At 68.4% G+C, this 25,713-nt stretch carries 24 protein-coding genes and 1 pseudogene; 14 read left to right on the forward strand and 11 right to left on the reverse strand.

All coding sequences use genetic code 11. The features are described from left to right. Positions 1–98 precede the first annotated feature (98 nt). Positions 99–476, forward strand: a complete 378-nt coding sequence (locus CCL05_RS01305; protein WP_086558591.1) for a nuclear transport factor 2 family protein — start codon at positions 99–101, stop codon at positions 474–476. A gap of 185 nt (positions 477–661) precedes the next feature. Here the strand turns inward: CCL05_RS01305 and CCL05_RS01310 are convergent, their stop codons facing one another. Next, on the reverse strand, positions 662–1,570 hold the full coding sequence (locus CCL05_RS01310; protein WP_107400403.1) for an AfsR/SARP family transcriptional regulator: 909 nt from the start codon (positions 1,568–1,570) through the stop codon (positions 662–664). Between the two features lie 179 nt (positions 1,571–1,749). Here CCL05_RS01310 and CCL05_RS01315 point away from each other — a divergent pair, with 179 nt between their 5' ends. Beyond that, on the forward strand, positions 1,750–2,595 hold the full coding sequence (locus tag CCL05_RS01315; RefSeq protein ID WP_086558592.1) for a TetR/AcrR family transcriptional regulator: 846 nt from the start codon (positions 1,750–1,752) through the stop codon (positions 2,593–2,595). A 62-nt stretch (positions 2,596–2,657) separates the two neighbouring features. On the opposite strand, the gene CCL05_RS01320 is transcribed toward CCL05_RS01315, so the two are convergent. Then, positions 2,658–3,371 carry an AfsR/SARP family transcriptional regulator gene (locus CCL05_RS01320; RefSeq protein WP_208641307.1) on the reverse strand — a complete coding sequence of 238 codons (714 nt, stop codon included), beginning with the start codon at positions 3,369–3,371 and terminating at the stop codon, positions 2,658–2,660. 387 nt (positions 3,372–3,758) lie between these two features. On the opposite strand from CCL05_RS01320, the gene CCL05_RS01325 reads away from it, so the two are divergent. The 11 genes from CCL05_RS01325 (at position 3,759) to CCL05_RS01375 (ending at position 14,947) form a co-directional block, all read left to right on the forward strand. Further along, entirely contained in the window at positions 3,759–4,031 is a 273-nt protein-coding gene (locus CCL05_RS01325; RefSeq protein WP_143589794.1) for a hypothetical protein, read from the forward strand. Between the two features lie 151 nt (positions 4,032–4,182). Beyond that, the gene (locus CCL05_RS01330; protein ID WP_086558594.1) at positions 4,183–4,512 is read left to right on the forward strand and encodes an SCP2 sterol-binding domain-containing protein; all 330 of its coding nucleotides are present in this window, start codon (positions 4,183–4,185) and stop codon (positions 4,510–4,512) included. Positions 4,513–4,535: 23 nt separating this feature from the next. Then, positions 4,536–5,318: a class I SAM-dependent methyltransferase gene (locus tag CCL05_RS01335; RefSeq protein WP_167409486.1), complete on the forward strand. Its 783-nt coding sequence runs from the start codon at positions 4,536–4,538 to the stop codon at positions 5,316–5,318. 37 nt (positions 5,319–5,355) lie between these two features. Further along, on the forward strand, positions 5,356–5,688 hold the full coding sequence (locus tag CCL05_RS01340) for a YciI family protein (RefSeq protein ID WP_086558595.1): 333 nt from the start codon (positions 5,356–5,358) through the stop codon (positions 5,686–5,688). A 38-nt stretch (positions 5,689–5,726) separates the two neighbouring features. Next, positions 5,727–8,219: a DHA2 family efflux MFS transporter permease subunit gene (locus tag CCL05_RS01345; protein ID WP_158102406.1), complete on the forward strand. Its 2,493-nt coding sequence runs from the start codon at positions 5,727–5,729 to the stop codon at positions 8,217–8,219. A gap of 14 nt (positions 8,220–8,233) precedes the next feature. Next, positions 8,234–8,575, forward strand: a complete 342-nt coding sequence (locus CCL05_RS01350) for a TfoX/Sxy family protein (RefSeq protein ID WP_086558597.1) — start codon at positions 8,234–8,236, stop codon at positions 8,573–8,575. Then, on the forward strand, positions 8,565–9,263 hold the full coding sequence (locus tag CCL05_RS01355) for a DUF2461 domain-containing protein (protein WP_086558598.1): 699 nt from the start codon (positions 8,565–8,567) through the stop codon (positions 9,261–9,263). The genes CCL05_RS01350 and CCL05_RS01355 overlap by 11 nt, the downstream gene beginning before the upstream one ends. 91 nt (positions 9,264–9,354) lie before the next feature. Beyond that, positions 9,355–11,208 (forward strand): asparagine synthase (glutamine-hydrolyzing), encoded by a 1,854-nt coding sequence (gene asnB / locus CCL05_RS01360; protein ID WP_086558599.1) that lies wholly within the window; start codon positions 9,355–9,357, stop codon positions 11,206–11,208. Between the two features lie 334 nt (positions 11,209–11,542). Next, a complete protein-coding gene (locus CCL05_RS01365; RefSeq protein ID WP_086558600.1) occupies positions 11,543–12,928 on the forward strand; it encodes an MFS transporter in 1,386 nt (461 codons plus the stop codon). Positions 12,929–13,058: 130 nt separating this feature from the next. Then, complete coding sequence (locus tag CCL05_RS01370) at positions 13,059–13,445, forward strand: DUF6281 family protein (protein ID WP_244204115.1); 387 nt, start codon at positions 13,059–13,061, stop codon at positions 13,443–13,445. A 1,001-nt stretch (positions 13,446–14,446) separates the two neighbouring features. Further along, positions 14,447–14,947, forward strand: a complete 501-nt coding sequence (locus tag CCL05_RS01375) for a hypothetical protein (RefSeq protein WP_086558602.1) — start codon at positions 14,447–14,449, stop codon at positions 14,945–14,947. Positions 14,948–15,320: 373 nt separating this feature from the next. Here CCL05_RS01375 and CCL05_RS44680 read toward each other — a convergent pair whose 3' ends face one another. From CCL05_RS44680 to CCL05_RS01405, 6 genes and pseudogenes are all read right to left on the reverse strand, one after another. Next, positions 15,321–15,482 (reverse strand): hypothetical protein, encoded by a 162-nt coding sequence (locus CCL05_RS44680; RefSeq protein ID WP_158102407.1) that lies wholly within the window; start codon positions 15,480–15,482, stop codon positions 15,321–15,323. Between the two features lie 103 nt (positions 15,483–15,585). Beyond that, positions 15,586–15,969 carry a hypothetical protein gene (locus CCL05_RS01385; RefSeq protein WP_086558603.1) on the reverse strand — a complete coding sequence of 128 codons (384 nt, stop codon included), beginning with the start codon at positions 15,967–15,969 and terminating at the stop codon, positions 15,586–15,588. A 145-nt stretch (positions 15,970–16,114) separates the two neighbouring features. Beyond that, positions 16,115–17,368, reverse strand: coding sequence for a hypothetical protein (locus CCL05_RS01390; protein ID WP_244204116.1), 1,254 nt, complete (start codon positions 17,366–17,368; stop codon positions 16,115–16,117). Between the two features lie 307 nt (positions 17,369–17,675). After that, entirely contained in the window at positions 17,676–18,812 is a 1,137-nt protein-coding gene (locus CCL05_RS01395; protein WP_167409488.1) for an amidohydrolase family protein, read from the reverse strand. A 635-nt stretch (positions 18,813–19,447) separates the two neighbouring features. Continuing rightward, positions 19,448–20,717, reverse strand: a pseudogene (locus CCL05_RS01400) (transposase). A 152-nt stretch (positions 20,718–20,869) separates the two neighbouring features. After that, the gene (locus CCL05_RS01405; protein WP_086558604.1) at positions 20,870–21,763 is read right to left on the reverse strand and encodes a LysR family transcriptional regulator; all 894 of its coding nucleotides are present in this window, start codon (positions 21,761–21,763) and stop codon (positions 20,870–20,872) included. Between the two features lie 102 nt (positions 21,764–21,865). Here CCL05_RS01405 and CCL05_RS01410 point away from each other — a divergent pair, with 102 nt between their 5' ends. After that, complete coding sequence (locus CCL05_RS01410; RefSeq protein WP_167409489.1) at positions 21,866–22,954, forward strand: alcohol dehydrogenase catalytic domain-containing protein; 1,089 nt, start codon at positions 21,866–21,868, stop codon at positions 22,952–22,954. Between the two features lie 62 nt (positions 22,955–23,016). Here CCL05_RS01410 and CCL05_RS01415 read toward each other — a convergent pair whose 3' ends face one another. The 3 genes from CCL05_RS01415 to CCL05_RS01425 all read right to left on the reverse strand — a co-directional run bounded on the left by CCL05_RS01415 (position 23,017) and on the right by CCL05_RS01425 (position 25,577). Then, positions 23,017–23,397, reverse strand: a complete 381-nt coding sequence (locus CCL05_RS01415; RefSeq protein ID WP_086558605.1) for an AQJ64_40280 family protein — start codon at positions 23,395–23,397, stop codon at positions 23,017–23,019. Positions 23,398–23,565: 168 nt separating this feature from the next. Continuing rightward, complete coding sequence (locus CCL05_RS01420; protein ID WP_086558606.1) at positions 23,566–24,237, reverse strand: response regulator; 672 nt, start codon at positions 24,235–24,237, stop codon at positions 23,566–23,568. After that, positions 24,234–25,577 carry a sensor histidine kinase gene (locus CCL05_RS01425; RefSeq protein ID WP_086558607.1) on the reverse strand — a complete coding sequence of 448 codons (1,344 nt, stop codon included), beginning with the start codon at positions 25,575–25,577 and terminating at the stop codon, positions 24,234–24,236. Before CCL05_RS01425 ends, CCL05_RS01420 begins: the two co-directional genes overlap by 4 nt. Positions 25,578–25,713 lie beyond the last annotated feature (136 nt).

Below are 25,713 nucleotides of genomic sequence, written 5' to 3' on the forward strand. Positions count from 1 at the left end.
GGGCGTGTCCCCGGCGGGCCTGCCCCGGTTGAGCAGGGGGCAGCGGTCGACTCTCGATCGAGCGCCGCGCGTTCACCTCGACACCACAGGAAGCAGCCATGATCGACGCACCCAGCCCAGCCCTGGAGACCGCCCTCGCCTACCACCGGGCCTGGACCGGTCACGACTTCGACCGGGCCATGACCTACATCGACGACGACATCGTGTGCGAGGCACCGGCCGGACGCCTCCAGGGCGCCGACGCGTTCAGGGGGTTCATGGAGCCCTTCACGCACATTCTCACCGACTCCAGCCTGCTGGCCGCTTTCGGCGACGAGACGACGGCGCTGCTGATGTACGACACCAGGACGCTGCCGGTCGAGAGCGCTCCCGGAGCAGAGTGCCTGACGGTTCAGGACGGCACCATCACGCATATGCGGATCATCTTCAACCAGGCACCGTTCATCGCCGCGGAGGCCCGGGCGGCCGGATCGTGACCGCGGGGTCCTGACTGCGGGGTCGTGACCGCGGGATCCCGATCGCTGGGTCGTGGCGTCGGGCCGGGCGCCGCGCCCCGAAGCGCACGGACGTCAACGCGCCGTGGATCGGTCGGAGCAGGCGCCCGCCAGGGCCCTTGCCGCCCGTACCGGAGCGGTACTCGGATCACTGCGGTGATGTCTCCTCAGATCACCGCGGTGACGTCCCGCCGCGCCGGGGCAGGGGCCGGCCGCCCTGGAACGCGGCCGAGCTGCGGCGTATGCATGATCCGCTCCCGCAGCGCCAGCAGGTGACTGCCCGGCGCGGCGCCGAGGTCGCGTTCGACGGACCGCAGGAACAGTGACAGCTGGTCCAGCGCATACGCGGCCCGGCCGAGCTTGAGGTGGGCCTCGACGATGGTGGTGACGGCCAGTTCGTTGTACGGGTCCAGCCGCAGCTTTTCGTAGGCGTACTCCAGCGCCTCGTCCAGCTCGCCTCGTGCACTGTGGATCTGGATCAGACGGAGCAACGCCTGTGCGGAGAGTCCCTCGTACTGCCTGCGGAAGGGGGCCAGCCACTGCTGCTGGGCCTCCTCACCCTCGAGGAACCGGCGGACGGTGTAGGCGGCGACCCTGCTGTAGTAGAAGCAGGCACGGCGTGCGTCCCCACGGGCGTCGCAGGCGCGCGCCTGTTCGAAGAGCCGCTCCACCTCGTGCACGTCGCTCCACCACCCTTCGTCGGCTTCGAAGCGGTAGAAGTTGGTGCCGCTGCGGTGGATGAAGGACGACTCCTGACCCGGCCGCAGATCCGGCTCGAGCATCCGCCGCAGGCAGTGCATGCCGACATGGAAGCCGCTGGCAGCCTTGTCCGGGTCGGTGTCCTGCCAGCCGAGGTCGATGAGCTGGTCCATGGACACCGGCTTGCCGGGGTTCAGCAGGAACCACTTGAGCAACAACAGTGCCTTCTCCCGGCGTTGCCGACGCCGGCCGAGCACTTCTTCCCCCTTGAAGACCCGGAAGGGCCCGAACAGGTAGGCCCGGTAGGTGGCTTGGTGCTCCCGATCCCGTGGATGACTCCACTCGGGCTCCGGAAGCAGGGCTGGTTCCGATGTCATACCTCGCACGTTCGCCCTCCCCGTTTTGTTGCGTAGCGATCGTGTATGGGTATTGGGTCAGTTACTAGCGTTAACGGTGAACGGTGTTCACGAACGTTGTCAAGCGTTACCGTGGATCCGGCGGCTGGGCATACCTGCCTTTCTGCGCGCCTTGACGGTGAAGGACTTGGAGGTGCCGGATGAGTCAGGTCGATCCCGCGCGCGTGGAGCCGACGCGCCCGGCGTTGAGCCGAAGGGAGCGTCTGCGACAGTCCACCCGCGATGAGATCGTCCAGGCCGGCCGGTCGCTGCTGCGTGAGGGCCGCGAGGTGACGCTGCGTGCCGTGGCGTCCGAGATGGGCTTCACCGCGCCCGCGCTGTACCGGTATGTCGGCAACGTCGCCGCGCTCAACCAGCTCCTGTCGAACCACATCTTCGCCGAGATCGTCCGCGAGATGTCCACGACGGCCCAGCCCTACGGCGACGACGACCCCGCGGCGCAGATGGTCGCGGCCGCCACCGCCTTCCGATGCTGGGCGCTGGAGCACATCGACGAGTTCCGGCTGGTGTTCCACACGAACTCCCTCTCGGGGGAGCACGTCACCCGGGCCGAGGCCGGCAAGCCGCTGAATCCGCTCGCGCCGTCCACCGCGACGGGCGCCGCCGACGGGGTGCAGAAGTTCGCCGAGTTCTTCGGGGGGATCTTCGTCAGACTGTCGCAGCAGCACCCGTTTCCCGTGCCCGCCCCCGAGGAGCTCGACGACGCGTTCGTGGCCGTCCACTCCCCCGGCGGGGACGGCAGACCCGACCTCGTGGGACTCCTCGGCAAGGACGGGCTGGGCCTGATCTGGCTGTTCGAACTGTCCTGGGCACAGCTGTACGGCATCGTGACCCTGGAGGTGTTCGGCCACATCCGTCCTCAGCTGATCAAGTCGGGGGCCCTGTTCACCGCCGTGATGCGGGAGATCGGCAGCCGCGCCGGGATGGCCGACGACTGGGACCGCCTGGCGGCGGTCAGCCAGGAGGTAGTGGCCCGCAGGGCGTAGCGGCGGAAGGTGACGGCCGGTCAGGGACCGCTGCGGCTCGGCGCGATGCCCCGGCCTCGGCGTCATCGCGCCCACCTCACCCGCTCCCACAAGGCCCGCATTTCAGGGCTGGGCGGCACCCCGAGATCCTCCTGCAGCAGGCCGACGAACTGCTCGAGCTGCGCAACGGCCCCCGTCAGGCTGCCTTGCTGGAGATGGATCTCCACGACGGCTGTGGCCGCCTCCTCCGAGTAGGGGTCACGGTCCAAAATCCTCATCGCGCAGGTCAGCGCCTCATACAGATGGCCGGTCCGACGGTGCAGGCGTAACAGCTGAAGCAGGGCTTCCTCGTGGCCGCGCTCATGGGCCGCCCGGAAGGGCGCGAAGGCGTCGTGGTACACCTCCTCCGGCAGGAAGCCCTGGTCGTAGCGGGCCAGCAAGCGTTCGTACGACGCTATCGCCGCCGGTGCGTCGCCCGCCCTTCGTGCGGCACACGCGGACTTCGACAGCAGCACGACGTCCTCGGCATCCGTCCACCAGCAGCCGGACGGGTCGAACCAGTAGTGCCCGTTCGGGTCCGACCGAATGAACCTCGACGGCTGCCTGGTGGCGAGCTCGGGCTCCAGGATCCGACGCAGGGAGTGCTGTGTCACATGGAGCCGGTTCGCCCGATTCCCCGGACTGCCGGGCCAGAGCACGTCCGCGAGCTCACTGTCGCGGAACTCCTGTCCGGGGTTGAGCAGGAACCACTTGAGCAGCGTGCGCGCGCTCGCCCGCCCCCCGCGCGGGTCCCCCAACGGGGCGCCCGCGCGATGCACCCGGAACGGGCCGAAGAGCCACGCCTCATACTCCCTGCGTGTACCGGCCGACCGGCCGGCACCGTCCGGCGAGCCCCCTGATGATCCGTCCATCTTGCCCCCCCCGTACTCCCTGAACAGCACCACGGTCGACCCGTCGCTCCCCTGGCGGAACCATCCGAATCACCCGGTATGCAGGCATTGATCACCCTAAGTACCCACATCCCGGCGGATCCCGGCCTCCGCACGGACCGCCCTCCGGCTTGACCAGGCATGCTGCCAGCAGCAAGCGAAAGCTATAGGGCCTCGATTCAGCCACCTTGCTCCCGGTGTAAGTCGTCTGTAACCGCACCGCCGGAAAGTCCCCTTCTGCATCGAGGGGGATCCATGAGCCGACCGCCGGCGCAACGCACGTCCGGCATGTCCAACACGACGCGGGAGTTGCTCGCGCTGGGGCTGCGCCGGCAGCTCGGCCTCAGCCGGGTCGCGTCCGATGACTACGACGTTCCGAACCCCGGCGCCGGTTCAGGGGCATCGACAGTGGACATCGCCGCCCACTATCTGTACGACATCCTCCGACTCGGTGACCTGACCCCGCCTCACGAGGGCGGCGGCGCCACTTTCCCGACCCGTAAGCGATCGGTAAGTCGCCGGGACTAGCTTCAGCGAGGCAGCCGCAGAGGCTGCCTCCCGGCCACCCGTTCGGCGTGACGGACCCGGAGGGCAACCACCTCCAGCTGTTCGATGTGTATCCGCAGGTCAAAGAGATCCAGAGCCAACTCGGCCTGGACTGACCACAAGGAGCCGACCGATGTCCATGACCGTCGAGGAGCTGTTCGAGCACCTGTCGACGCGCTTCAACACGGAGGCCGCCGCAGGCCTGAACCGGACCCTGCAGTGGAAGATCACCGATGTGGACCCGGGCATCTGGGCCTTCGAGATCAAGGACGGGAAGGGCCGTCTCATCCCGGGCGGGGTCGACGAGCCCGACACGACGTTCGTGACCAGCAGCGAGACATGGGTCGCGATCGCCGAGGGCCGCCAGGACGCGATGCGCGCCTTCATGACCGGAAAGCTCAAGGTCAAGGGCGACATGATGCTCGCGATGAAGGTCCCCAAGCTCTTCGAAACCGGCGTCTGACACCTGACCGAGGAGTTGACGACGTGCACAAACCGGCCGAGCACGAAAGCGATCCCGAGAAGGTCCGCCTGGAACAGGTCGCGGCCCTCACCGACCCCGCCACCATCCGCTACCTCGAGCAGATCGGGGTCCGCGAGGGGTGGACCTGTGCCGAAGTCGGGGCGGGCGCGGGATCGATCGCACGATGGCTGTCCAACCGGGTCGGCCACTTCGGCAAGGTCCATGCCATCGACATCGAGACCGCGTACATGGAAGGGCTGTCCGCGCCCAACCTCGAGATCCGGCAGCAGGACATCACGACGACACCGCTGGACGAAGGCGCCTACGACCTCGTCCACTCCAAGATCCTTCTGATGCATCTGCCGGACCGGGAGCGCGTACTCGGCGAGTTCGCCAAAGCACTCAAGCCCGGTGGACACCTTCTGGTCGAAGAGGCCGACATCCGCAGCATTCAGCGGGTCGATCCGCCCTCTCCGCTGCTCACCCGGGCTGCCACCGCCCTGGAGACCTTCTTCTATTTCGGTGGCGCCGACCCCGGATACGGAATGAAGCTCCTGCCGGCATTCCGCCGCACCGGACTCAGGTTCATGGGCACCGACTGCCAGCTCACCGCGGTTCAGGCGGGCACCCCCGAGATGCAGACCATCGTGCTGAGTCTGGCCAAGCTCGCCCCCATGATCACCAAGGTCGGCCTGATGGGACAGAAGGAGATCGAGGCCGCCTTCGACCAGCTCCAGCAGCCCTCGGAGACGGTCCTGTACACCCCGATCACCGTTTCGGTCTGGGGCCGGCGGGACGAGGACTGACCGCCCGCCTCGGCGGCGCACGGAAAGGACAGCCGCATTGCTGTACGCAGTCATCGCCTACGACGGCACCGACCCCGGGACATTCGAGCGGCGGATGCTCGTCCGTCCGGCCCATATGGCCAACGGCGAGAAGATGATGGCCGACGGAAGCTTCCTGTTCGGCGGGGGAATTCTCGACGGCGCCGGAAAGATGGCCGGCGGAGTTCTGATCGTCGACTTCGAGACCCGCGACGAGATCGACGAATGGCTCAAGAACGAGCCCTACATCGTCAACAAGGTGTGGGACCGCGTGGAGGTGCACCCCTTCCTCGTACCTCCCCAGTTCCTCAGCCTCTTCCCGAAGTACCAGGAGCAGCCGACCGCCGGCTGAGCCCCTCACCACGCACATTCTCAGGGAGCTCACGCACCATGGAGACAACATCACGCAGCAGCAGGGCTCTGACGCTCCTGGTCACCAGCCTGGGGTCGTTCATGGTCCTGCTCGACGGGTCCATCATCTTCGTCGCCCTGGGCGAGATCCAGAAGGATCTCGGCGCGGAGATCTCGCAACTCCAGTGGACCGTCGACGCCTATACGCTGCCATTCGCCGCGCTGATGCTGACGACCGGAACCCTAGGAGACCGGCTCGGCCGCAAACGGGTGTTCCTGACAGGGCTGGTCGTCTTCGTCGTCGGCTCCGCCCTGTGCGGTTTCACGGACAGCTTCAGTGTCCTCGTCCTCGGTCGGGTCCTGCAGGGGATCGGCGCCGCCGCCATCGAAACCGGAAGCCTTTCCCTGTTGGTGTCGACCTTCAGTGACCCGCCGGGCCGAGCGAAGGCGATCGGTATCTGGACGGCCGTCTCCGGCGTGGCGCTGGCCCTGGGCCCGCTGTTCGGCGGCGTCCTGATCGAGTCCTTCAGCTGGCACGCGATCTTCCTGATCAACCTGCCGGTCGGCGTGCTGGCCCTGGTCCTCGGGGTCCGTTGGCTGATCGAGTCGCGGAACCCGGGCGCCGGCCATCTCGACGTCCCCGGCCAGATCCTCGTGACCGCTGGTCTGTTCTGCCTGATCATGGGGCTGATCCAGGGCGAGCGAGAGGGATGGGGATCCCCGCTGATCGTCGGCCTTCTGGCCGGATCCGTTCTGCTGCTGGGCGCGTTCCTGGCCGTGGAGATGCGCAGCCGGGAGCCGATGCTGCCGCTCGATCTGTTCCGCAACCGCACCTTCGCGGTGTCCAGCGTCATCGCGTCGCTGCTCGGATTCATCATCGTCGGCGCGATGTTCTTCATGGCCCAGTACTTCCAGACCGTGCAGACGCATTCGGCGCTGGAGACGGGTCTGCGTCTGCTCCCGCTGACGCTGGGCATCTTCTTCTTCTCGCCGCCGGCGAGCACCATCGCCGGCAAGCTCGGGCCGCGCATTCCGATCATCGTGGGCGGGGTGCTGGTGAGCGCCGGCTTCCTGCTGCTGATGACGGTGGAGGCGGACTCCGGATTCGGCTCGGTGTGGTGGAAGCTCGGGCTCGTCGGGGGCGGCATCGGCTGCATGTTCGCCCCGCTGACGCTGGCCGTGATGGCGTCCACACCTCCGGAACGGGCGGGTCTGGGCTCCTCGATGATCAACACGACGAGGATCGCGGGATTCACCGCCGGTGCGGCGGTTCTGGGCACGGTCGTCGTGGCCGTGTTCAAGGACAAGGTCGTCGCGGCTCTCACCGACCTGGACGTGGCCAGGGGCGCCGGCCACCAGATCGCCGAGCGCATCGGTGGATCGGGCGCGAGTGCCGGTCAGGGGGCGGGGGCGATCCCCGATCTGCCCGTCGACCGGGCCGAGTTCACCTCGGCGGTGCATCAGTCCTTCGTCGATGCCATCCACGTCGCGTTCCTGATCTGCGCCGGCTGCACGCTCCTCATCGCCGTGCTCGCCGCGGCCCTGATGACCCGCGGGCCGGTGTCCGATCCCGTCGCTCTCGCCGGGACCGCGGGCGGTACGGACGGGCCGGACGTCAGGTCGGCCGGCGTTCGGGACGGCAAGGGCGTTGCCCGCGCCGACACCACACGGCTGCCCTCGGCGCTCGTCGGGACCGAGTGGCTCGCCGAGCATCTGGGACGGCCGGGGATCGTCGTCGTCGACTGCACGGTGAACCTCCGGCTGCTGCCCGAGGGCGGGGTCGATCTCGGCCCCGGTCACGACGGCTACCTCGAGGGGCATGTCCCGGGCGCCGTCTTCGCCGATCTCCTCGTGGAACTGGCCGACCCCACCGCGCCCAAACCGTTCGCCATTCCGCCGGCCGACGTCCTGGCCGCCGCCATCGAGCGGCTCGGCATCAGCAACGACGACACCGTGATCCTCTACGATCGCGCCCACACGGCGTTCGCGACCCGGCTCTGGTGGATGCTGCGATGGCTCGGCCACGACAACGCCGCCGTGCTCGACGGAGGCTGGAGGAAGTGGACCGCCGAGGGCCGCCCGGTGAGCAAGGACGTTCCCGAGGTGAGCCGCGGCAGCTTCGCACCCCGGCTCCGTCCTGAGCTGTTCGTCACCCGTGACCAGGTGCAGGCCGCCATCGACGTCCCCGGCGTCTGCCTCGTCAACGCGTTGTCACCCGAACAGCACGCCGGCCACATCCCGGTCGCGCACGGCCGCGTCGGCCACATCCCCTCCAGCGTCAACGTTCCGGCGGCGGCGCTCGTCGACCCGGACACCGGCTGCTTCCTCCCGGCCCGACAACTCACCGCCAGGTTCGAGGCGGTCGGTGCCACGCAGGCCCGGCAGGTCGTCGCCTACTGCGCCGCGGGGGTGGACGCCACGATCGACGCCTTCGCGCTGCAAATGCTGGGGGTGCGTGACGTCGCTCTCTACGATGACGGCCTCGTGGAATGGAGCGGCGATCCGGCGCTGCCCCTGGCCACCACGATCTAGGAGGGCAGCCGAGGATGGCGTACGACCAGGAACTCGCGGACCGGATCAGAGAAGCCCTCTCCACCCAGCGGCAGGTGCGCGAGGTGAGGATGTTCGGTGCTCTCGCCTTCATGGTCAACGGCAGCATGGCGGTCACGGCCAACGCGGACGGCCGCCTCATGGTCCGCTGCGACCCCGACCGGGCCGAGAAGCTGCTGGAGCGGGAGGGCGCCGACTGGGCGGAGATGCGCGGGAAGCCCATGGGCAAGGGCTGGATCGTCGTCGCCGGCCACGGCATCGAATCGGACGAGGCCTTCGACGGCTGGATGACGGAGGCCCTGGACTACAACAGGAAGGTGAGCGGTAGTGACGACTGAGAAGGGTGCGCAGACCACCCCGCCCTTCGACGGGTTCCCGCCCGAACTGTTCACCTTCCTGGAGGGCTTGGAGAAGGACAACTCCAAGACGTACTGGGAGGCTCACCGGGCCGTCTGGGAGGCGTCCGTGAAGGAGCCGGTGAACCGTCTCATGGCCGACCTGGAGGACGAGTTCGGGCCGCTGCGCACCTTCCGGCCCAACCGTGACGTCAGGTTCTCCCCGGACAAGTCCCCGTACAAGACGTGGGTCGGCGTCACCACCAGCGACCGGGCGGTGGGCGGAATCGGCGCCTTCCTCCGGCTGGACGCCGACGGCATGCGGCTGGCGGGCGGGGCCATGGCCCTGGCGCCGGACCAGATCAAGCGGTTCCGCACCGCCATCGACAGCGGCGAGTCCGCGGCGGAATTCGACAGCATCCGGCGGCAGTTGGCCGATCAGGGACTGCCCGTGGAGCCGGGCATGCAGCCCGTGCTCAAGCGGGTCCCCACCGGCTTCTCTGCCGATCACCCCCGCGGCGAACTCCTGCGCTGGAAGGGCGCGGTGGTCATCAAGGAGCATCAGCTGGCCGACTGGATGCATCAGCCGCGGGCCATCGAGGCGGTGCGCGAACTCTGGAGGGCCACGCGGCCGCTGAAGGAGTGGATCGAGACGCACGTCGGGGAGAGCGAGGCGCCGCGCCGCCGCTGATCCGGCGCGACGGCGGTACCGGGGGACTCACGTGAGCGGGTGAGCGAGCGGGACTTGCGGGATGTTTCTGCAGACCACAGGAGGACGGCAGATGTGTGGCATAACCGGCTGGATTTCGTTCGACCGTGACCTCACCCGCGAACGGGAGACCCTGGACGCCATGACGCAGACCATGGCGTGCCGGGGCCCCGATGCCTCTGGCACATGGGTCGATCGGCACGCCGCCCTCGGTCACCGAAGGCTGGCCGTGATCGACCTGCCCGGCGGGAAGCAGCCGATGACGGTGCGGACCCCGACCGGCGAGGTGACCCTCGTCTACAGCGGCGAGACCTACAACTTCACCGAACTGCGGCATGAGTTGGTACGGCGAGGAGAACGCTTCGAGACCGCCAGTGACACGGAGGTCGTCCTGCGCGGATACCTGTGCTGGGGCGAGGCCGTGGCCGAGCGGCTCAACGGCATGTACGCGTTCGCGATCTGGGATGCACGGGCCCGGAAACTGGTGATGATTCGCGACCGGCTCGGGATCAAGCCGTTCCACTACTACCGCACGGCCGACGGCCTGCTGTTCGGCTCGGAGCCGAAGGCGATTCTGGCCAACCCGCTCGCCGAGCGCGTGGTCGACGCGGACGGACTGCGTGAGACGTTCTCGTACTGCTTCACTCCCGGGCACGCGATCTGGTCGGGCATGCGGCAGGTCGAGCCCGGCACCGTGGTCACGATCGACGCCGCCGGACTTCGGGAGCGCACCTACTGGCGGCTGGAGACCCGTCCGCACACGGACGACGTGACCACCACCGTCGGACGCGTCCGCGAGTTGCTCGAGGACACGGTGCGCCGGCAGCTCGTCGCGGACGTGCCGCGCTGCGTGCTGCTGTCCGGTGGCCTGGATTCCGGCACGCTCACCGCGTTGTCCGCGGCCCGTCTGGGCGACGAGCGGGTGCGGACGTTCGCCGTCGACTTCATGGACCATGCGGCGAACTTCACGTCGGACGACCTGCGGGACACTCCCGACGCGCCCTATGTGAAGGACGTCGCGGAGCATGTCGGTTCGGAGCACGCCGACATCGTGATCGGCCCCAAGACACTGGCCGACCCGGAGATCCGGCAGGCCGTGATCGGCGCGCGCGACCTGCCGATGACGATGGGCGACATCGACTTCTCGCTGTATCTGCTCTTCAAGGAGATCCGGCAGAGGTCGACGGTGGCCCTGTCGGGCGAGGCGGCCGACGAGATATTCGGCGGCTACAAGCACATGCACGTGCCCCAGATCCAGCAGGCCCACGCGTTTCCCTGGATCGCGCTCAACATCGGCGCGTTCGACAAGGACGGCACGGGCCTCAACCCGCAGCTGTGGTCCGGCCTCGCGCTGGAGGAGTACCGGAAGGACTCGTACGCGAGTGCTCTGGGAGAGATCGAGCGGCTCGACTCCGGAGACGTCTACGCCTCCGAGGACGACTTCGAGCACCGCATGCGGATCATGATCCACCTGCACCTGACCCGGTTCATGCGCTACCTCCTCGACCGGAAGGACCGGCTGAGCATGGCCCTCGGGCTCGAGGTCCGCGTGCCGTTCTGCGATCACCGGATCGTCGAGTACGTCTACAACACGCCCTGGGCGTTGAAGACCTACGACGGTCGGGAGAAGAGCCTGCTTCGGGGTGCCGTCAAGGACATGCTGCCGGAGTCGGTCGTCTGGCGTCCGAAGAGCGCCTATCCCTCCACGCAGGACCCCTATTACGCCCAGGAGCTCCAACGGCAGGCCAGGGAACTGCTGAGCGACCGCGGCCATGGGGTCTTCGAGTTGGTGAACCGGCAATGGCTGGAGAGCGCGACCGGGAAGGACACAGCCGGGATGGACAGGCTGACCCGGCTGGGTCTCGAGCGAACGTTGGATCTCGCCACCTGGCTCGATGCCTACCGCCCCACGCTCAGGCTCCCCTGACAGGACCGCGGGGTCGGCCGCACCGAGGCCGCGGCCGACCCCAGGAGGCCGCCTGTTCGGCCGGACGGCAGCGGAGGTCTCCGGGAAGTCGGTCAGAACCTGCTCGCGGACGGCTCTGAGGGGCACCGGATCCGACGCCGTGCCCAGCCGCGCAGAGCCCCGGGCGGACAGACCGCCGTCAGCCTCTCAGCCACGGCTCCGCGAGCTGGCATGGTGGTCCGACGCATAGCCGCACCCGGAACTATGTTGCCCCACCACATGTGCGCCTGACCTGCAGGTTTCTACGGTGTGCCAACACGTACCCGTCCCCACCGCACGCGAGGAAGTGGCGCACATGGCCTCCGCAACCACCGCTCCCCCACCCCCGGGCAACCTCAAGCGCATCGTCGCCGCCAGCCTCATCGGCACCACCATCGAGTGGTACGACTTCTTCCTCTACGGCTCCGCCGCCGCGCTCGTGTTCAACAAGCTGTTCTTCCCGGATTCCGACCCGCTCGTCGGCACGCTGCTGTCGTTCCTGACGTACGCGGTCGGGTTCGCCGCCCGGCCGCTGGGTGCGCTGGTGTTCGGGCACTACGGCGACCGGCTCGGGCGCAAGAAGCTGCTGGTGCTGAGTCTGCTGCTGATGGGCGGGGCGACCTTCGCGATCGGGCTGCTGCCCACGCACGCCACCATCGGGACGGCCGCGCCGGTCCTGCTCACCGTGCTCCGGCTGGTCCAGGGGTTCGCGCTCGGCGGCGAGTGGGGCGGTGCCGTGCTGCTGGTGTCGGAGCACGGGGACGCGCGGCGGCGGGGGTTCTGGGCCTCGTGGCCGCAGACCGGTGCACCGGCGGGGCAACTCCTCGCCACGGGTGTGCTGTCCGTGCTGACCGCCGTGCTGTCGGACGCCGCGTTCGGCAGTTGGGGCTGGCGGATACCGTTCCTGCTCTCCGGCGTGCTGGTGATCGTCGGTTTGTGGATTCGTCTGTCTGTCGATGAATCGCCCGTCTTCAAGCAGGCGTTGGCGCAGGCCGAGGCCCGCAAGGCGGACCGGACCGCGGAGACCGAGAAGCTGCCGCTGGTCGCCGTGCTGCGGCATCACTGGCGTGATGTGCTGGTCGCGATGGGGGCGCGTATGGCGGAGAACATCAGCTACTACGTCATCACGGCGTTCATCCTCGTCTACGCCACCACCTCGGCCGGCGTCTCCAAGCAGACCGCGCTCAACGCCGTACTGATCGCCTCGGCCGTGCACTTCGCCGCCATCCCGGCGTGGGGCGCGCTCTCCGACCGGATCGGCCGCCGTCCCGTGTATCTGATGGGTGCCGTCGGGGTCGGGCTGTGGATGTTCCCGTTCTTCTCGCTGATCGACACCGGCGGCTTCGGCAACCTGATCCTCGCCGTCACGGTGGGGCTGGTGCTGCACGGGGCGATGTACGCGCCCCAGGCCGCGTTCTTCTCCGAGATGTTCGCGACGCGGATGCGCTACTCCGGCGCGTCCATCGGCGCCCAGTTCGCCTCGGTCGCGGCGGGCGCGCCCGCGCCGCTGATTGCCACCGCGCTGCTGTCCGACTACGGCAGCTCCACCCCGATCGCCCTGTACGTCATCGCCGCCGCCGTGCTCACGGTGATCGCGGTGGCGGCGGCCAAGGAGACCCGCCACCGGGATCTTGCCGATGTGGCCCCGCCCGTCGACGCGGACCGGACCGCGGCACCGGCGGCGGACGCCCGGACCCTCTGAGACGATCCGGCAACGGCCCCCGTGCGTCCCTCCCCGCCTGCGGGGCCCGCGCACGGGGGTCAGTGCAGGCCAGGACGCTCGGCAAGGGCGACGTCCTCGCCCTTCGCAGCATCTACTGAGGAGGCCGTTCATGAGTTGGGCCAAGCGATCGATGACCGCGGTACTGACGGCAGTTGCAGCGGCCTCAGTTGCCGCCTGTACATCAGAGGGCAACAGCGCGGAGGACGCTGCGTCGTGCGTCTACCAGGTGACCTACCACGGGCGCACCTACCAGGATGTCGCCAACGTGGAGTTCACGGTCGGTAGCAAACTCGGGGCAGCGACCAAACCGCCCTGTGACGACACCGGCGGCAAGGACGAGGAGCCGGCCACGACGGAGACCGCCTACGCCGTGGACGGTATCTCTCCGAAGGTGGCCATCGCCGTCGGCGACTCACCCGACGACGTGCACTTCGTCGCTGTCTACTCCGGCAATGAACTGCCGTCCGAGGTGAAGAAACTGATCGCCAGCCCCTGAGGAACGGTGCGGGGCGTCGCTGGACCGGACGGGCCTCGGACGCCCCGCGCCTGCCTCCCGCTCCATCCGGACCGCTCTCTTGCGGTTGCCGCCCTGCTCAGCTTGCACCGTCCGCTGCGGGCTTAGACGTGGCAGGCGGTCCGCGCTGGCGGGGCGTTTCGGGCGGAGCCAGTGGATGATGTCGACCGCAAGGCCCAGGCGCCCGTCGGCGGTCTGCGGCATGGGGAGGCGGCCAGCGCCCTTCCACAGCCGGGGGACTGGTTCCTGAGTCTGATGAGGTCCTTGCCGGAGGATGGCACTTCTCGGGCATGTGACGCAGAGAGGCATTGGCCGGTATGCCACTGCTGTACCCCCTGTTCCACCTCTACGGTCTCGTTTCACTCAAGGCGCTCCGACTGATGGTCAGTTGAGCCGTACAGCGAAAACTGTTTCGTGCGATTACGATGCGTTGCGAGTGCATTCGCCGTCGGGGTGGCGCTGGTCGCCACCAGCACTCAGACGGCGCTGGCGGCCCCGCCGCCGAATCCGGCACCGCCCGAGGTCACGGTGACCACGCAGGACGCGTCTCCTGGGGCCGTTACGGAGTGCACTTTCTACGCGTCGAAGCCCAACCACAGTGGCTCCCGGATGACGGGTACGGGGGGCATCAAGACGTGTTCAGGCGGGCCCGTGGCCTGTACCAGTGAGGCGGACCTCGAGTTCTACAACGAGCACTCGCGCATGTGGATGACGGCAGCGACCTCGCGTCAGTCCAAGTGCGCGCCACCGTTGCGGTCGTCGACGGCAGCAACGACCTGCGTGAACCGCCCCGGTGACCCGAAGGTGGCCTGGCGTACCTCTACGGTCGGGACCCTCGTGAGCTCGGGTGGCTCCGTGGGCAGCGGCACGGCGAACAGCCCCGTTCTGTACGTGCCCTGCGCGTAGTGGGAAGTTGGAGGGCCTGGTGGTCGTCTGGCTGGTCCCCGGCCCCAGGCCTTCCGCTCGCCTAGAGAGGATCGGCCGTGACCTCTGACCACGACATGTTGTGGCGTCGCTGCACGCTCTTCGGCCGTGTCTTGCTGCCTCTGGTGGATCAGGAGCCGTGGCGGCAGGCTCGTCGCCGCGAAACCCTGCAGGCCCGGGACATCGACACGGCGGTGGGTGAGCGAATGATCGAGATCTTCGCGGCCCTGGCCGCTCACGCCGCCGCGCTCGACGCTTCCTTGTCCGCCGCAGAATTCGACGCTCTGCCCCTCAGCGCCGTGGCGGATGCGGCGACCAGCAAGCGCGATTACGAGTTGCTCGCCGGGCTCCCGGACACCATTGGCGACGACCGTGATGGACAGGCCGTCAACGTCTTCCGCCTCTATACCTACAAGGGCGGGCAATACAGCCACCGGCTCTTGCTGCTGAGCAGGGAACTGCGCTACGCGCTGAGGGTCCTCGCCGAACGCTCACCGACATCGTCCCCCACGTGCGGGGACGTATTCCGCTGGGCCGACGAAGCGGGCCTGCCGCAGTGATCACGGGCCTCAGGCGCAAGCGAGGTGCTTCTCCGGGAGCTTCGGCGGGTGATTCGCCTGGTCATGATGGTGATCGTTAACCAGGTGATCAGCGGATTCGGAGTGCTGAGTCGTTCATAGTCGCGTGCATGTCGGCGGCGTACGTGATCCAATCCGGGGACCGCTCGACCACGCAGCGGCGGGGCAGGATGGCTTGTGCGTGTGCGCGTCTAGAGCTGGATTTCCATGGTCTCCACGTCGGTGAACTCCACGCCCAGGCCGTGAGCGCGCGTGTTGTTGTTCCGGAAGTACATCTCCGCGAGGCCTTCGGCGGCGATGCGCTGGAGTTGCTGCTCGTTGGCGCCGGCGTCGCGGGCCTCGAAGAGGCTACTTCCTACTCCAGACCCCCGACGCCATCGAGGAAGAGGCCAATGCCTTCACACTTGGCGTCGGCCCCTACAGCGATTTCGGCGAGGACCAGGAGCAGCAGGCGCTGAAGCTGTTCACCCAGCGCGTCGAGGAGCACCGCAACGAACAGCGGCGCCGCCAGCAGCAACTGGACCAGCCCGCCGATCAGGCCGCCCCGTCCGGCCAGCCGCCGGTGGCCTGACCCTGCTCTCAGCCTTGCGGCAGCCGAACGCCCGACAGCTCGCCGCTGTTCATGACTGCACCCAGGTGGTGTAGCCGAGGGACAGGTGCCCCAGGCCAGTCAGGCGGGTCACCTGGTCGACGAAGGCGCTGGTGAACAGTCGCCGCGCCGACACCTCGCCGTACCGGTCGATGTGGTCGAACACCAGCTGGTGGTCCTTCGCCGCGCGGGTGCGCCAGTCCAGGACCTGCTCGCGGGTCAGTTCCTCGAGGACCAGCTCCTTGTCTACGACGTCGGCCACCGGCTCCGGCGCGGCGGGTGCCGGGCGGGGAGCGGGCAGCGCGGCCGGGACCTGCGTCGCGGCCGGCTCATCGAGGGCGGGACGCAGCACACCCTCGTCACACAGCTCATCGCCGCACTCCTGTCGCTGCGGCAGGTCACGGCTGACCGCCATCCCACCGGGCTCGAGATCGGCGCACCCAGCCGCAGCCGCTCCTCCAGGCGCCGGGCGAGTCGATCGGCGAGGATCTCCGCCCGCGTCGGCCCGGCCCGCAAAGCCCGCCACCTTGACCAGCTCGGCGCGGGCCGTCACGACGCAGCTACGAATCCACGAGGTACGCCTTCTCGCCCGTCATCAGCGGTGCGTCAGCGGGCCCTTTGATGTACGGGCCTCGCCAGATCACCCGGTGTTCCTGCCGGCTGGGGTACCACTGTCGGACCTTGTGCATCCGCACGGGCCACCGGTGGTGGTACACCCGCTTCGCCTCGCCCTCCGGATCCGACGGGCGAGGCGAGGGCGCAGCGAGCCGAATAACCCGCACATCGGGGTCCCGCGGCACGGAGCCGTCCTCTCCAGCTGCGGCCGTGCGCACTCCGGGCGCGGCGCGTGAGGGGCCGACGGCCGTGACGCCCTGGGCGAGAAGCCGCCAGCAGGCGAACATGTAGCGGCCCACGAAGTCGTCGTAGGGGTCGTCCACTCGCCCACCGCCCCATTCACCGGTCTCGGGAACCGGCTCTGCACGCCACTGGGAGGCCTGGGCGAGGGCCCTTTGCATCTGGCGGTGGTGCTCGGACAGGTCAGCGAGCGTCTCGGTACTCTCCTCCGCGAGGCAGGCATCGCCCCGCATCCCGTACATGCCGTCCGGCATCAGCGGTGGCAGCGGATTCCCTGAGGCGCGTGCCTGGGAGACCGCCTGTCGCCATCCAGCCGGCTGCACGGGGCCGTCGCGGTCCATGAACGTCGTCACCCGCACCCCGGGGTACTGGGCGGTGGGCAGGATCTGGTGCTGGGTGATGAGCTGCCAGCCGAATGCCCTGGTGTCCGAGAGTGAGCCAGTGCGATTGACGACGACGATCGGCTCGGGCAGCACGAGCAGCCCGGTGGGCATGAGGATGTCCCGGTCGCGGTCCAGGGTGCTGACGTCGGCCGGTTCGAGGGTAGCGGCCGCGGCCATGACCGCGGCGTGCGCGGCCGGGGAGATGACGAGGACCTCCGCCTGCCGCAGCAGTTTCTGGATCTGACGTATCTGCCATGCGGCGGCCTCCCCCGCCGCCCGGGGCCACGGTGGTGGATGGCCCTGCTTGCCCAGCGTCATCGACAGCGCCGCGTCCCGCTCGATGTCCTTGGGCTTGTCCGCCATGTCGGCGAGATCGCTGTTCAGCAGCACGGCGTACAGCTCGGTGACGACGTTGTTCATGTTGGAGGCGAGCGTCATCTGCACCCACGGGTTACCGGTCAGGCACCGCTGGGTCTGCTCCCGCAGGCGGTGTGTCGCCCGTGCCGCAGCAGCCGCGGTCCACTGTCCGTCCTTATCCCTGCTGCGCTCCCGCTTGCCCCGGCTCGCCTTTCCCACCCGAAGCCCCCTACGCGTCGGCCAGTTGACGAAGCCGTACCCGACCGGCACGGACGTGACACGGCGCGATCCAGCCTGCGTCAGTGCCTGTTTGCAAAGCTTCGCTGCGCGTTTGCCCAGCTCAGGATTCGAACGGCGCAAATACCGGGTAGTGGATATGGCAGCGGACCGCCCGTCCAAACGGGCGCTAACAGCCTTTAGAAGAGCCTGCATGAGACCGCGTTATGGGGCAGCCGCGCACCGCATACTTCGGCCGTACTCTCGCCTTACAGCAAAGCATTCTTTCACTCCGGCCGACATCGGCGTATCACTTCACGGGCACTTTCATTCTGAACAGTTTCTCTGCATTTCGGAATGCAATCTTTTCCTTGTCTTCGCGTGGCAAATCGACTCCGCGAAACCAGTCAGTCTGCTCCTTTATGTCCGCGAACGGGTAGTCGGTTGCGAACATCACTCGATCCACGCTTATGTACTTCAGCAGGAGATCGAGCAGTTCGGTCTGGGGAAATGCGCTGGTTGTGACCCAGAAGTTGTCCTGGAAGTATTTCCCGATGGGCTTCTCGAGCGAGTCTTTGGTCGGCTCGCCCATGTCATTGACGATCCGCTCGTAGTAGAAGGGAAGACCTTCGCCCATGTGGCCGATGATGATTTTCAGTTTGGGGAATCTATCGAAAACCCCGTACGCGATCATCCGAATGCATTGGGTCAACACCTCCTGGTGCCAGCCATATCCAGACCCACTGAAAATGTAGTCTTGGTACTCTTCCGTGTATTTAGACCGCGTGGTGCTGTAGTAGATCTTGAAGACCTCGTCAGCTGGATAGCCGGGATGCAGGTAGATCGGCACATCGAGAGCAACGGCACGTGCCAGCACAGGCTCGAAATCGGGATGATCGAGATACTTCTTCGCGATGTGTCCGTTGGTCAGTGCGCCCAAGAAGCCATCTTCCCGAACCGAGCGTTCCAGTTCATCCGCCGCCGCCTCCGGGCTCTGCAAGGGCAAGGTGGCGAAAGCCTTGAAGCGGTCCGGATATTTGGCGATTGGCCCGTCTACAAGTTGCCGGTTAAGGCGATGAGCAAGGTCGATGCCCCTCTGCCCAGGGACATTTTGCACGGAGGGTGTATGAGCAGAGAGGATTTGAACGTTGAGTCCCCCCGCATCCATATCGCCGATGCGGCGTTGACCTAGATCCGAAAGACCAATTTCCTCAAGGAACGCTATGTGATCCTGATTGATGGAGTTCAGCTTCAGCAACGTGGGAGTCGAAAAGGTCTCCTCCGTGCCGATGAAGGGCAGGTCCTGGTCCCGCCGTGAAATGTCCGAAGTCTTGTCGGAAGTATCGTTCTCGCTCGCTTCCGAGAGAATGGCGTGCGTGGACAAGCCGGCACCAATGCCAAGTGCCGTGCTGGCGGCGAGAAAGCCGCGGCGTCCCATGGGCTTCATGTCAGTCCCTCTCTTCAGGCGTTTGTGTGGTGAGGTATCCGTACGGCATCCGTCTGCGAGATGCTTCAGGGAGGCTTCGCGTCCTGCTCGCGCACCCCGGCAGCGCCCAGGTCGAGGAACCGCTCGCCGGTGCGCAGCGGCTGTGGTGGAGCTGACGACCGTCCGCGTGCGCACTGTGCGGGCCGGCCGCAGCGGGCCCCGCACTGTTGTCGGCGTGTGACCCCGCATGCGGCGACAGGGAACGCCGTCGCCAGCGCCCTGGTGGTTACCCCGAATCTCCGCAGTGGACTATCAAGTTCCGGCATAGCCCCAACGCTAGGCCCGATTCCGTGCTGTTTCGTCATACTGCGGTCGTCATCCCTCGGGAGACAGGCGGTACGACGTTACTTCGACGGGAGTACTCTCCGGAGCGCCGTTCGACACCAGCACGAGAATCAAAGCCCGTCGCAACTGGGCCCGAAGTGCAGGGGCTGCCGGAAGATTTCAAGTCCAGTGAGACGGTCGTGACTTTATGAGGTTTGTGGTGCGGGCGCCCTGCGCTTTCCCCGGGTACTGCGTCGACTGCCATCACTAGCCTCCGCGTTTCGGTTCAGCCGGGCTGATCGCGGCGACCCGCGGTTGTTGGCCGCTTGCCGTCAGGCGAGCATGGCTGAGGCCCGACGCTCGGGTCGGGTGCTCCACCAGGGCCAGGTAGCGGAGATCCGCAGGTAAAGGCGGCGCCCGCCGCGGGTGATACGGGCGGCTGCGTGCAGCAGCCGGTAGCGGAGCTTCTTCGGCTCGACGGAGGCCAATTCGCCGTTCAGTAGCAGAACTTGGGTCCAGGCGAGCAGGTCGACGGCGGTCAGAGCAAGCTCCAGCCAGGCAGCGTTGATGGCGAAGTGGCGGGAGGGGAAGCGGCCGAGACCAGTGTTCTTGCCGCAGCGGATGCGGTCCTCGACGCGGGCGTGCGCACGGTGGCGGACCTCCAGATGCTGCAGGGAGCCTTCGCCGTGGGGGGCGGTAAGGACAACTGGGCGCCGGGATGTGGGCGCTCGCGCCGGACGATGATCCGGGTGCCGTCCGGGTGGTCCGCCAGGTCCACCGTTCCGGTCAGTTCTGCCACTTCGGCGCCGGTGCGCAGGGTGCCGTCCTGCTCCAGCGCGGGGTGCCACAGGTGGTCGGGCAGGGCACGGATTGCGCGGCGGACTGGTTCGGTGACGACGTATCCGACGGAGAAGAAGGTGTGGATTCCCCGCTCGCGCAGTGCTCGAACGTGTGCGGGGTTGGCGCCGGCATTGCCCGGCCGCAGTACCCCGGCCAGGGCTTCGCCGGTGTTGTCCAGGAAGCAAAGGAGCGGGTAGTAGCCGTAGCCGCGTTTGTAGGTCGGCGCTGCCTGTTCTTCTCCGAGTGGCAGGTGACGAGGGTGGCGTCGAGGTCCAGGACCAGGCTCGGCAGGTCGCGGCCACCGGCGCGGGCTGCGGGTATGCCGCCGGTGGTCTCAGCGGCCTGGAGCCAGGCGATCTCCCGGGCGACGGCTCTCGCCGAGCGCAGGCGAGTGAGTGCGGCCGGACCGATGTCCGCGAGTAGGCGCCAGGCGGTCGCAGTGGAGGCGACCGGGCCAAAAACCTCTCTCTGGTCCCGCAGCAGGGCCAGGTCCGCTAGTGCTTCGCCACCGTCGGCGAGCATCACCGCCAGATCGACCGCGATCCGCCCGGGGTCGTGCCCGGTACCGCGCGGTCGCAGCCTGCGCAGCCCGTCCGTGAACGCGCCGGTCGGGCCGATGCCATCGGGGAGATCGGCCAGCAGGCGGGATCCAGCGTGGCTGACCACCCCGCGGCCGTCGGCCGAGACGACAAGCTTGGGACGCGACCCGGTAGTGTGCACGCAGAAGTGCCTTCTCGCTGTGGTGACAGAAGCCCTAGACAAGCCTCATTATCCCAGTTCAGGAGGCACTTTCGCGTTTCCGATCAAGATCCGGACGCCACCGCAAGTGAACGCGGAGGCTAATGCCGACGTACACGTGATGGTGCGCGCCCTCGGCGGGCCACGGCACCGAATCTGACGGCCGGCGGCACGTATCAGGTGGTCGAGGCAATTGCTCGGGTGACGGCCGTGATCGCCGGTGTGGGGCGGCCGGGGAGCCGCGCCACGAGAACCCGGCGGATCTCGGGAGGTGCGCCTTCGACGTGCAGCAGGCTCACCCCGGGCGGCAGCATTGGCGAGAGCCGCGAGGGTACCGTCGTCACCCCGAAGCCACCGGCGACCAGCTGAAGCTTCGTCATCCAGTCGCGCGCGCAGTGGACGACGTCCGGCCGTCCGGGCAGGCCAGGCCAGACGCCGAGCAGTGGCTCGGCGTTCGTCGCCGGGGCGGCAATCCACGGGACGTCGATCAATTCGTCGACGTGCACCGCGGTGCGGCCGGCGAACTCTCCGGTCGAAGGCACCGCCACGACAAGTTCGGTGTCCATGATGGTCTCGTCGTGCAGGCGCGGCGACTCGCCGTCCAAAGGCCGGTGGGGCGGGCGGGACGTCAGCACGGCAAGGTCGATCGAGCCCGCTCGCAGTGCCCGGACCAGGGAGGGCGTGGTGCCCTCGGTAGTGGTGACCGTGATCTGCGGGTCGGTCGCCGCGAGGTGGGTGAGCGAGAGCGGCAGGATGGTCGCGCCCGCGCTCAGGAACAGTCCGAGCCGCACCAGTTCGGTACGCGGGACGGTGCCGGTGAGGTCGCGCTCGGCCGCCGTCAGACAGTCCAGGATCGTGCGGGCGTGGCGCAGCAGAGTCAGACCCGCGGGGGTGAGCCGCACTCCGTCAGGGCGGCGTTCGAATAGGGCGGTGCCCGCGCTTCGTTCGAGGGCGGCGGCCTGGCGTGAGACCGCCGACTGTGTGTAGCCGAGCCGGGTGGCTGCCGCGGTGAAGCTGCCGGACTCGGCGATCTGCCGCAGGACTCGTAGGCCTGTGCTGGAGATGTCCATGCGAGATACGCATACCACAGATGCTTGATCGTCGCTTCCCGCATGCCCACCGCGTTCCTAGTGTCGATCCCGACGAACACGGACGCACACGGAGGTCATCACGTGCGAGCAGCAGTTCTGACGCAGTTCGGTGCCCCGCTCACGGTGCGGGAGGTCCCCGACCCCGAGGCCGGCGGCGGCGAGGTGGTGGTCGAGGTCCTCGCCGCCAGCGTGGCGCCCTACGCGGCTGAGGTCTTCAGCGGCGAACGGAACTACCCCCTGGTCCCTCCCGTCGTGCCTGGGATCGGCGGCGTGGGACGGGTCGTCCACGTGGGCCCCGACGCCACCCGGCTGCGCCCCGGCGACCTGGTGTGGTGCGACTCGACGGTGCGCTCGCGGGATGAAGCCCTGACGCCCGACATCACGCTCCAGGGCTGGAGTTCCCGCGGCGAGGGCGGCGCGCGCCTCGCCCGGTACCTGCACGACGGGTCGTTCGCCGAGCTCATGCGGGTCCCGACGGAGAACGTCTTCCCGCTCCCCGCAGCGGCGGGGGACGACCCGGCCCGCTGGGCCGCGCTCGGCATGCACGTCATCCCTTACGGCGGGCTGCTGGCCGGCGGGCTCGCAGCCGGTGAGACGCTGCTCGTCAGCGGGGCCACCGGCAACCTCGGCAGCAGTGCGGTCGCGGTGGCGCTTGCCATGGGGGCGGGCCGCGTGGTCGCCCCAGGCCGCAACCAGGCCGCGCTCGGCCTCCTCGCCGACCGGTTCGGTCCGCGTCTGCGCCCGGTTCCGCTCACCGGGGACGAGGCCGGCGACCGCGCTGCGATGTCCGCGGCGGCCGACGGCCCGATCGACATGGTGATCGACCTGCTACCGCCGAGCGCACCCAGCTCGGCAGCGCGCACGGCAGCCATGACCGTGCGCGAGTACGGCCGCGTCGTTCTGATGGGCGGCGTCGGCATGCTCGGCGGCGACGACCTCGCCCTCCCGTACCCATGGATCATGCGCAACTCGATCACCGTGCGCGGCCAGTGGATGTACCCGCGTACAGCGAACGTCGGCATCATCCGGCTCCTCGCCTCGGGCACCCTGGACCTCACCACCGAACGGGTCCGGTCGTTCGGCCTCAACGCCGTCAACGAGGCCGTCACGTACGCCGCCTCACACGGTGGCCCGTTCGACCGCACCACCCTCACCCCACCGGCTCGCTGACAAGCGCGCCTTCGCCTGGCTGCACCAGTTCAAGCGACTCCGCATCCGAAACAGGACGTGTGTCAGGTGCCAGGGCGAGCACGCCACGCATCCTGGAGCGCCGGCTGCACGTCGTCCCCGAGAACGAGGTGTGTCGTCCTGCCCGGCAGGGTAGGCAGCTCAGCCCAGTGAGTCACCGTGTCATCGTCGGCAAGACCGTAGGGCAGACGGACATATCCGTCAGAGTCGACGAAGCAGTCCCTGTGTTCCGTTCCGTCCTCACTGAAGTGCCGAGTCGTGAAGTACATCGGCCTCACCAGCCAGAACGCCTCCTCCACCGCGTTCTCGGACTCAGCGCTGTCAGCCGGGTACCGGCCCGTGATCGCCGCTGCCACCGGTACACCCTCCCGCGGCAGTCGTTCACGCGCGTCAATCCAGGTCGTCTGGGTGTTCAGATTCGCCATCCCTCTCCTCAGTCGAGCGGTCGGATGCCTGTTCCGATCTCGGCATCCGGTAGGACTGCCCAGCGCTTGCGCAGGTTGAGTGAGCCGGGACGAACGCGGACCGAACACTTCCGACTGTCTGCCCTCCCCCTGAACGCAACCTGAACCCGCCCCGATGCCGGCCCGAACTCAGACAGTCCCAGGTATCACAAGCCCCGACTCGTATGCCAAGATCACCAGTTGCGCCCGGTCCCGCGCCCCCAACTTGCCCATGATCCGGCTGACATGGGTCTTCGCGGTCAGCGGGCTGAGTCCCAACGCGTCGGCGATCTCGGGGTTGTTGAGACCGCGCGCGACCAGCGCGAGCACCTGCCGTTCCCGTTCGGACAGCCCGCTCAGCCCGCCCACCGCGGGGGTCGTCCCGGTGTTCGGCGCGCGCAGAAAGCGGGCGATCAGCCGCGAGGTGGGACCGGGCGAGAGGAGGGAGTCCCCCGCGGCCACTGTGCGGATGGCGTCGAGGAGTTCGGCCGGCCTGATGTCCTTCACGAGGAAGCCGGACGCCCCGGCCCGCAGTGCCTCGACGATGTGCTCGTCGGTCTCGTACGTCGTCAGGACGAGCACCTTCACCCCCGCGAGATCCTCGTCGGAGGCGATGAGCCGGGTCGCCTCGATCCCGTCGAGGTCGGGCATGCGGATGTCCATCACGATGAGATCGGCCCGCGCCGACCGGGCCAGCGCCACGGCCTCCCGCCCGGTGCCCGCCTCGGCGACGACCTCCATGTCGCCTGCCGACGAGACGAGCATCGCGAAGGAGGCCCGTACGAGGTTCTGGTCGTCGGCCAGCAGTACGCGGATGGTCATCGAACCTCGTCCTCCCGGGACAGCGGCAGTGTGGCGGTCACCTCGAAGCCTTCGGCGGGCCCCGGGCCGGCGTCCAGTGTGCCGCCCACGCTACGGGCCCGCTCCCGCATTCCGATGAGCCCGAACCCCGGGGTGCCGTCGGACGGGCCCGCTCCGCCGCCCGAGCCGTCGTCTCTGACACTCACCCGCAGTGCGCCGTCCGCGGTCCACAGACCCACTCGCACGGTGAGGTCCTCGCGGCCGCCGTGACGTACGGCGTTGGTAAGCGCCTCCTGCACGATCCGGTACGCGGCGGCGCCCACGGAGGGCGGGATGTCGTCCGCGCGGACGGACAGTTCGACCTTGGCCCCTGCCACCCGGCCGGTCTCCGCGAGATCGGCCAGCCCGTCGATCCCGGGCAGCGGCCCCCGCATGTCCTCGGCCCCGGAAACAGAACCGGACACGGAACCGGGCCCCGGATCCGCGCCCACTCCCACGACCGTGTCATGCGCCCGCAGCACCTCCAGCGTCGTACGCAGTTCCCCCCGGGCGATCCGGCAGGTCCCCGCGATGTCGTCCAGCGCCTGCGCGACGGCCTTGCGGTCGAGGCGCTCGGGGTCGGCGGTGAGGACGTGGGCCGCCACGGACGTCTGCACGCCGATGAGCGTGATGCTGTGGGCGAGCAGGTCGTGCAGGTCACGGGCGACCCGCAGCCGTTCCTCGGCGACGCGGCGCCTGGCCTCCTCCTCCCGGGTGCGCTCCGCCCGTTCGGCCCGCTCGACGATGGAGGCGACGTACAAGCGGTAGTAGCGGACGGCGATACCGACGAACAGGACCGCGATGATCCAGCCGGAGATCTCCAGGGCATCCAGCGCCCCGTCCGAGTTGGTGAGGCCGTTGCTGATCAGTGTCGGGACGAGGACGGCGACACCGGTGAGCAGCGTGCGGCGTACGGTGGCGGTCGCCGCCACGGTGTAGAGCGCCAGGACGATCGCGGGGGCGGGCAGGGCAGGGTTGTAGTCGAAGGCGTAGTACGGAGCCATGCAGGCCACCACCCCGAGCAGGGCCACCAACGGACTGCGCCGCCGCCATACGAGGGGCACGTGCCCGGCGAGCAGCAGCATCCAGCTGAGATGGTCGGGCCGGGTCCCTTCGCCGCCCGTGAGGGTGATGGCTAGGGCGAGCACGGCGACGCCCAGCGCGAGGACCGCGTCATTGCGGGCGCGGTGCGGTGCGGTCAGCGGTTCGCGGTTGATGGCGGACATGATGCGCTCGACGCGACGGGACCGCCCGCCGCCACCGTCCGCCGTCTCCGCCGCCGACCGGTCGCGTACCCCTGTGGTCGTTCCCCGTTCTTCCACGGCTCCATCTTCCGGTAGTCGTGCGGGGGCCTGGGCGCCCCTCTTCAAGGAGAGGCGCCCAGGCGGGCCCGCCGGATCAAGGCGCGCGGTCAGCGTGCTCGAATCAGAGCGTTCGATCGAGGCCTTCGGTCTGCGT

Origin of the sequence: Streptomyces africanus, from assembly GCF_002150735.1 — a bacterium.
In the GTDB taxonomy this organism is placed as follows: Bacteria; Actinomycetota; Actinomycetes; order Streptomycetales; family Streptomycetaceae; genus Streptomyces; species Streptomyces africanus.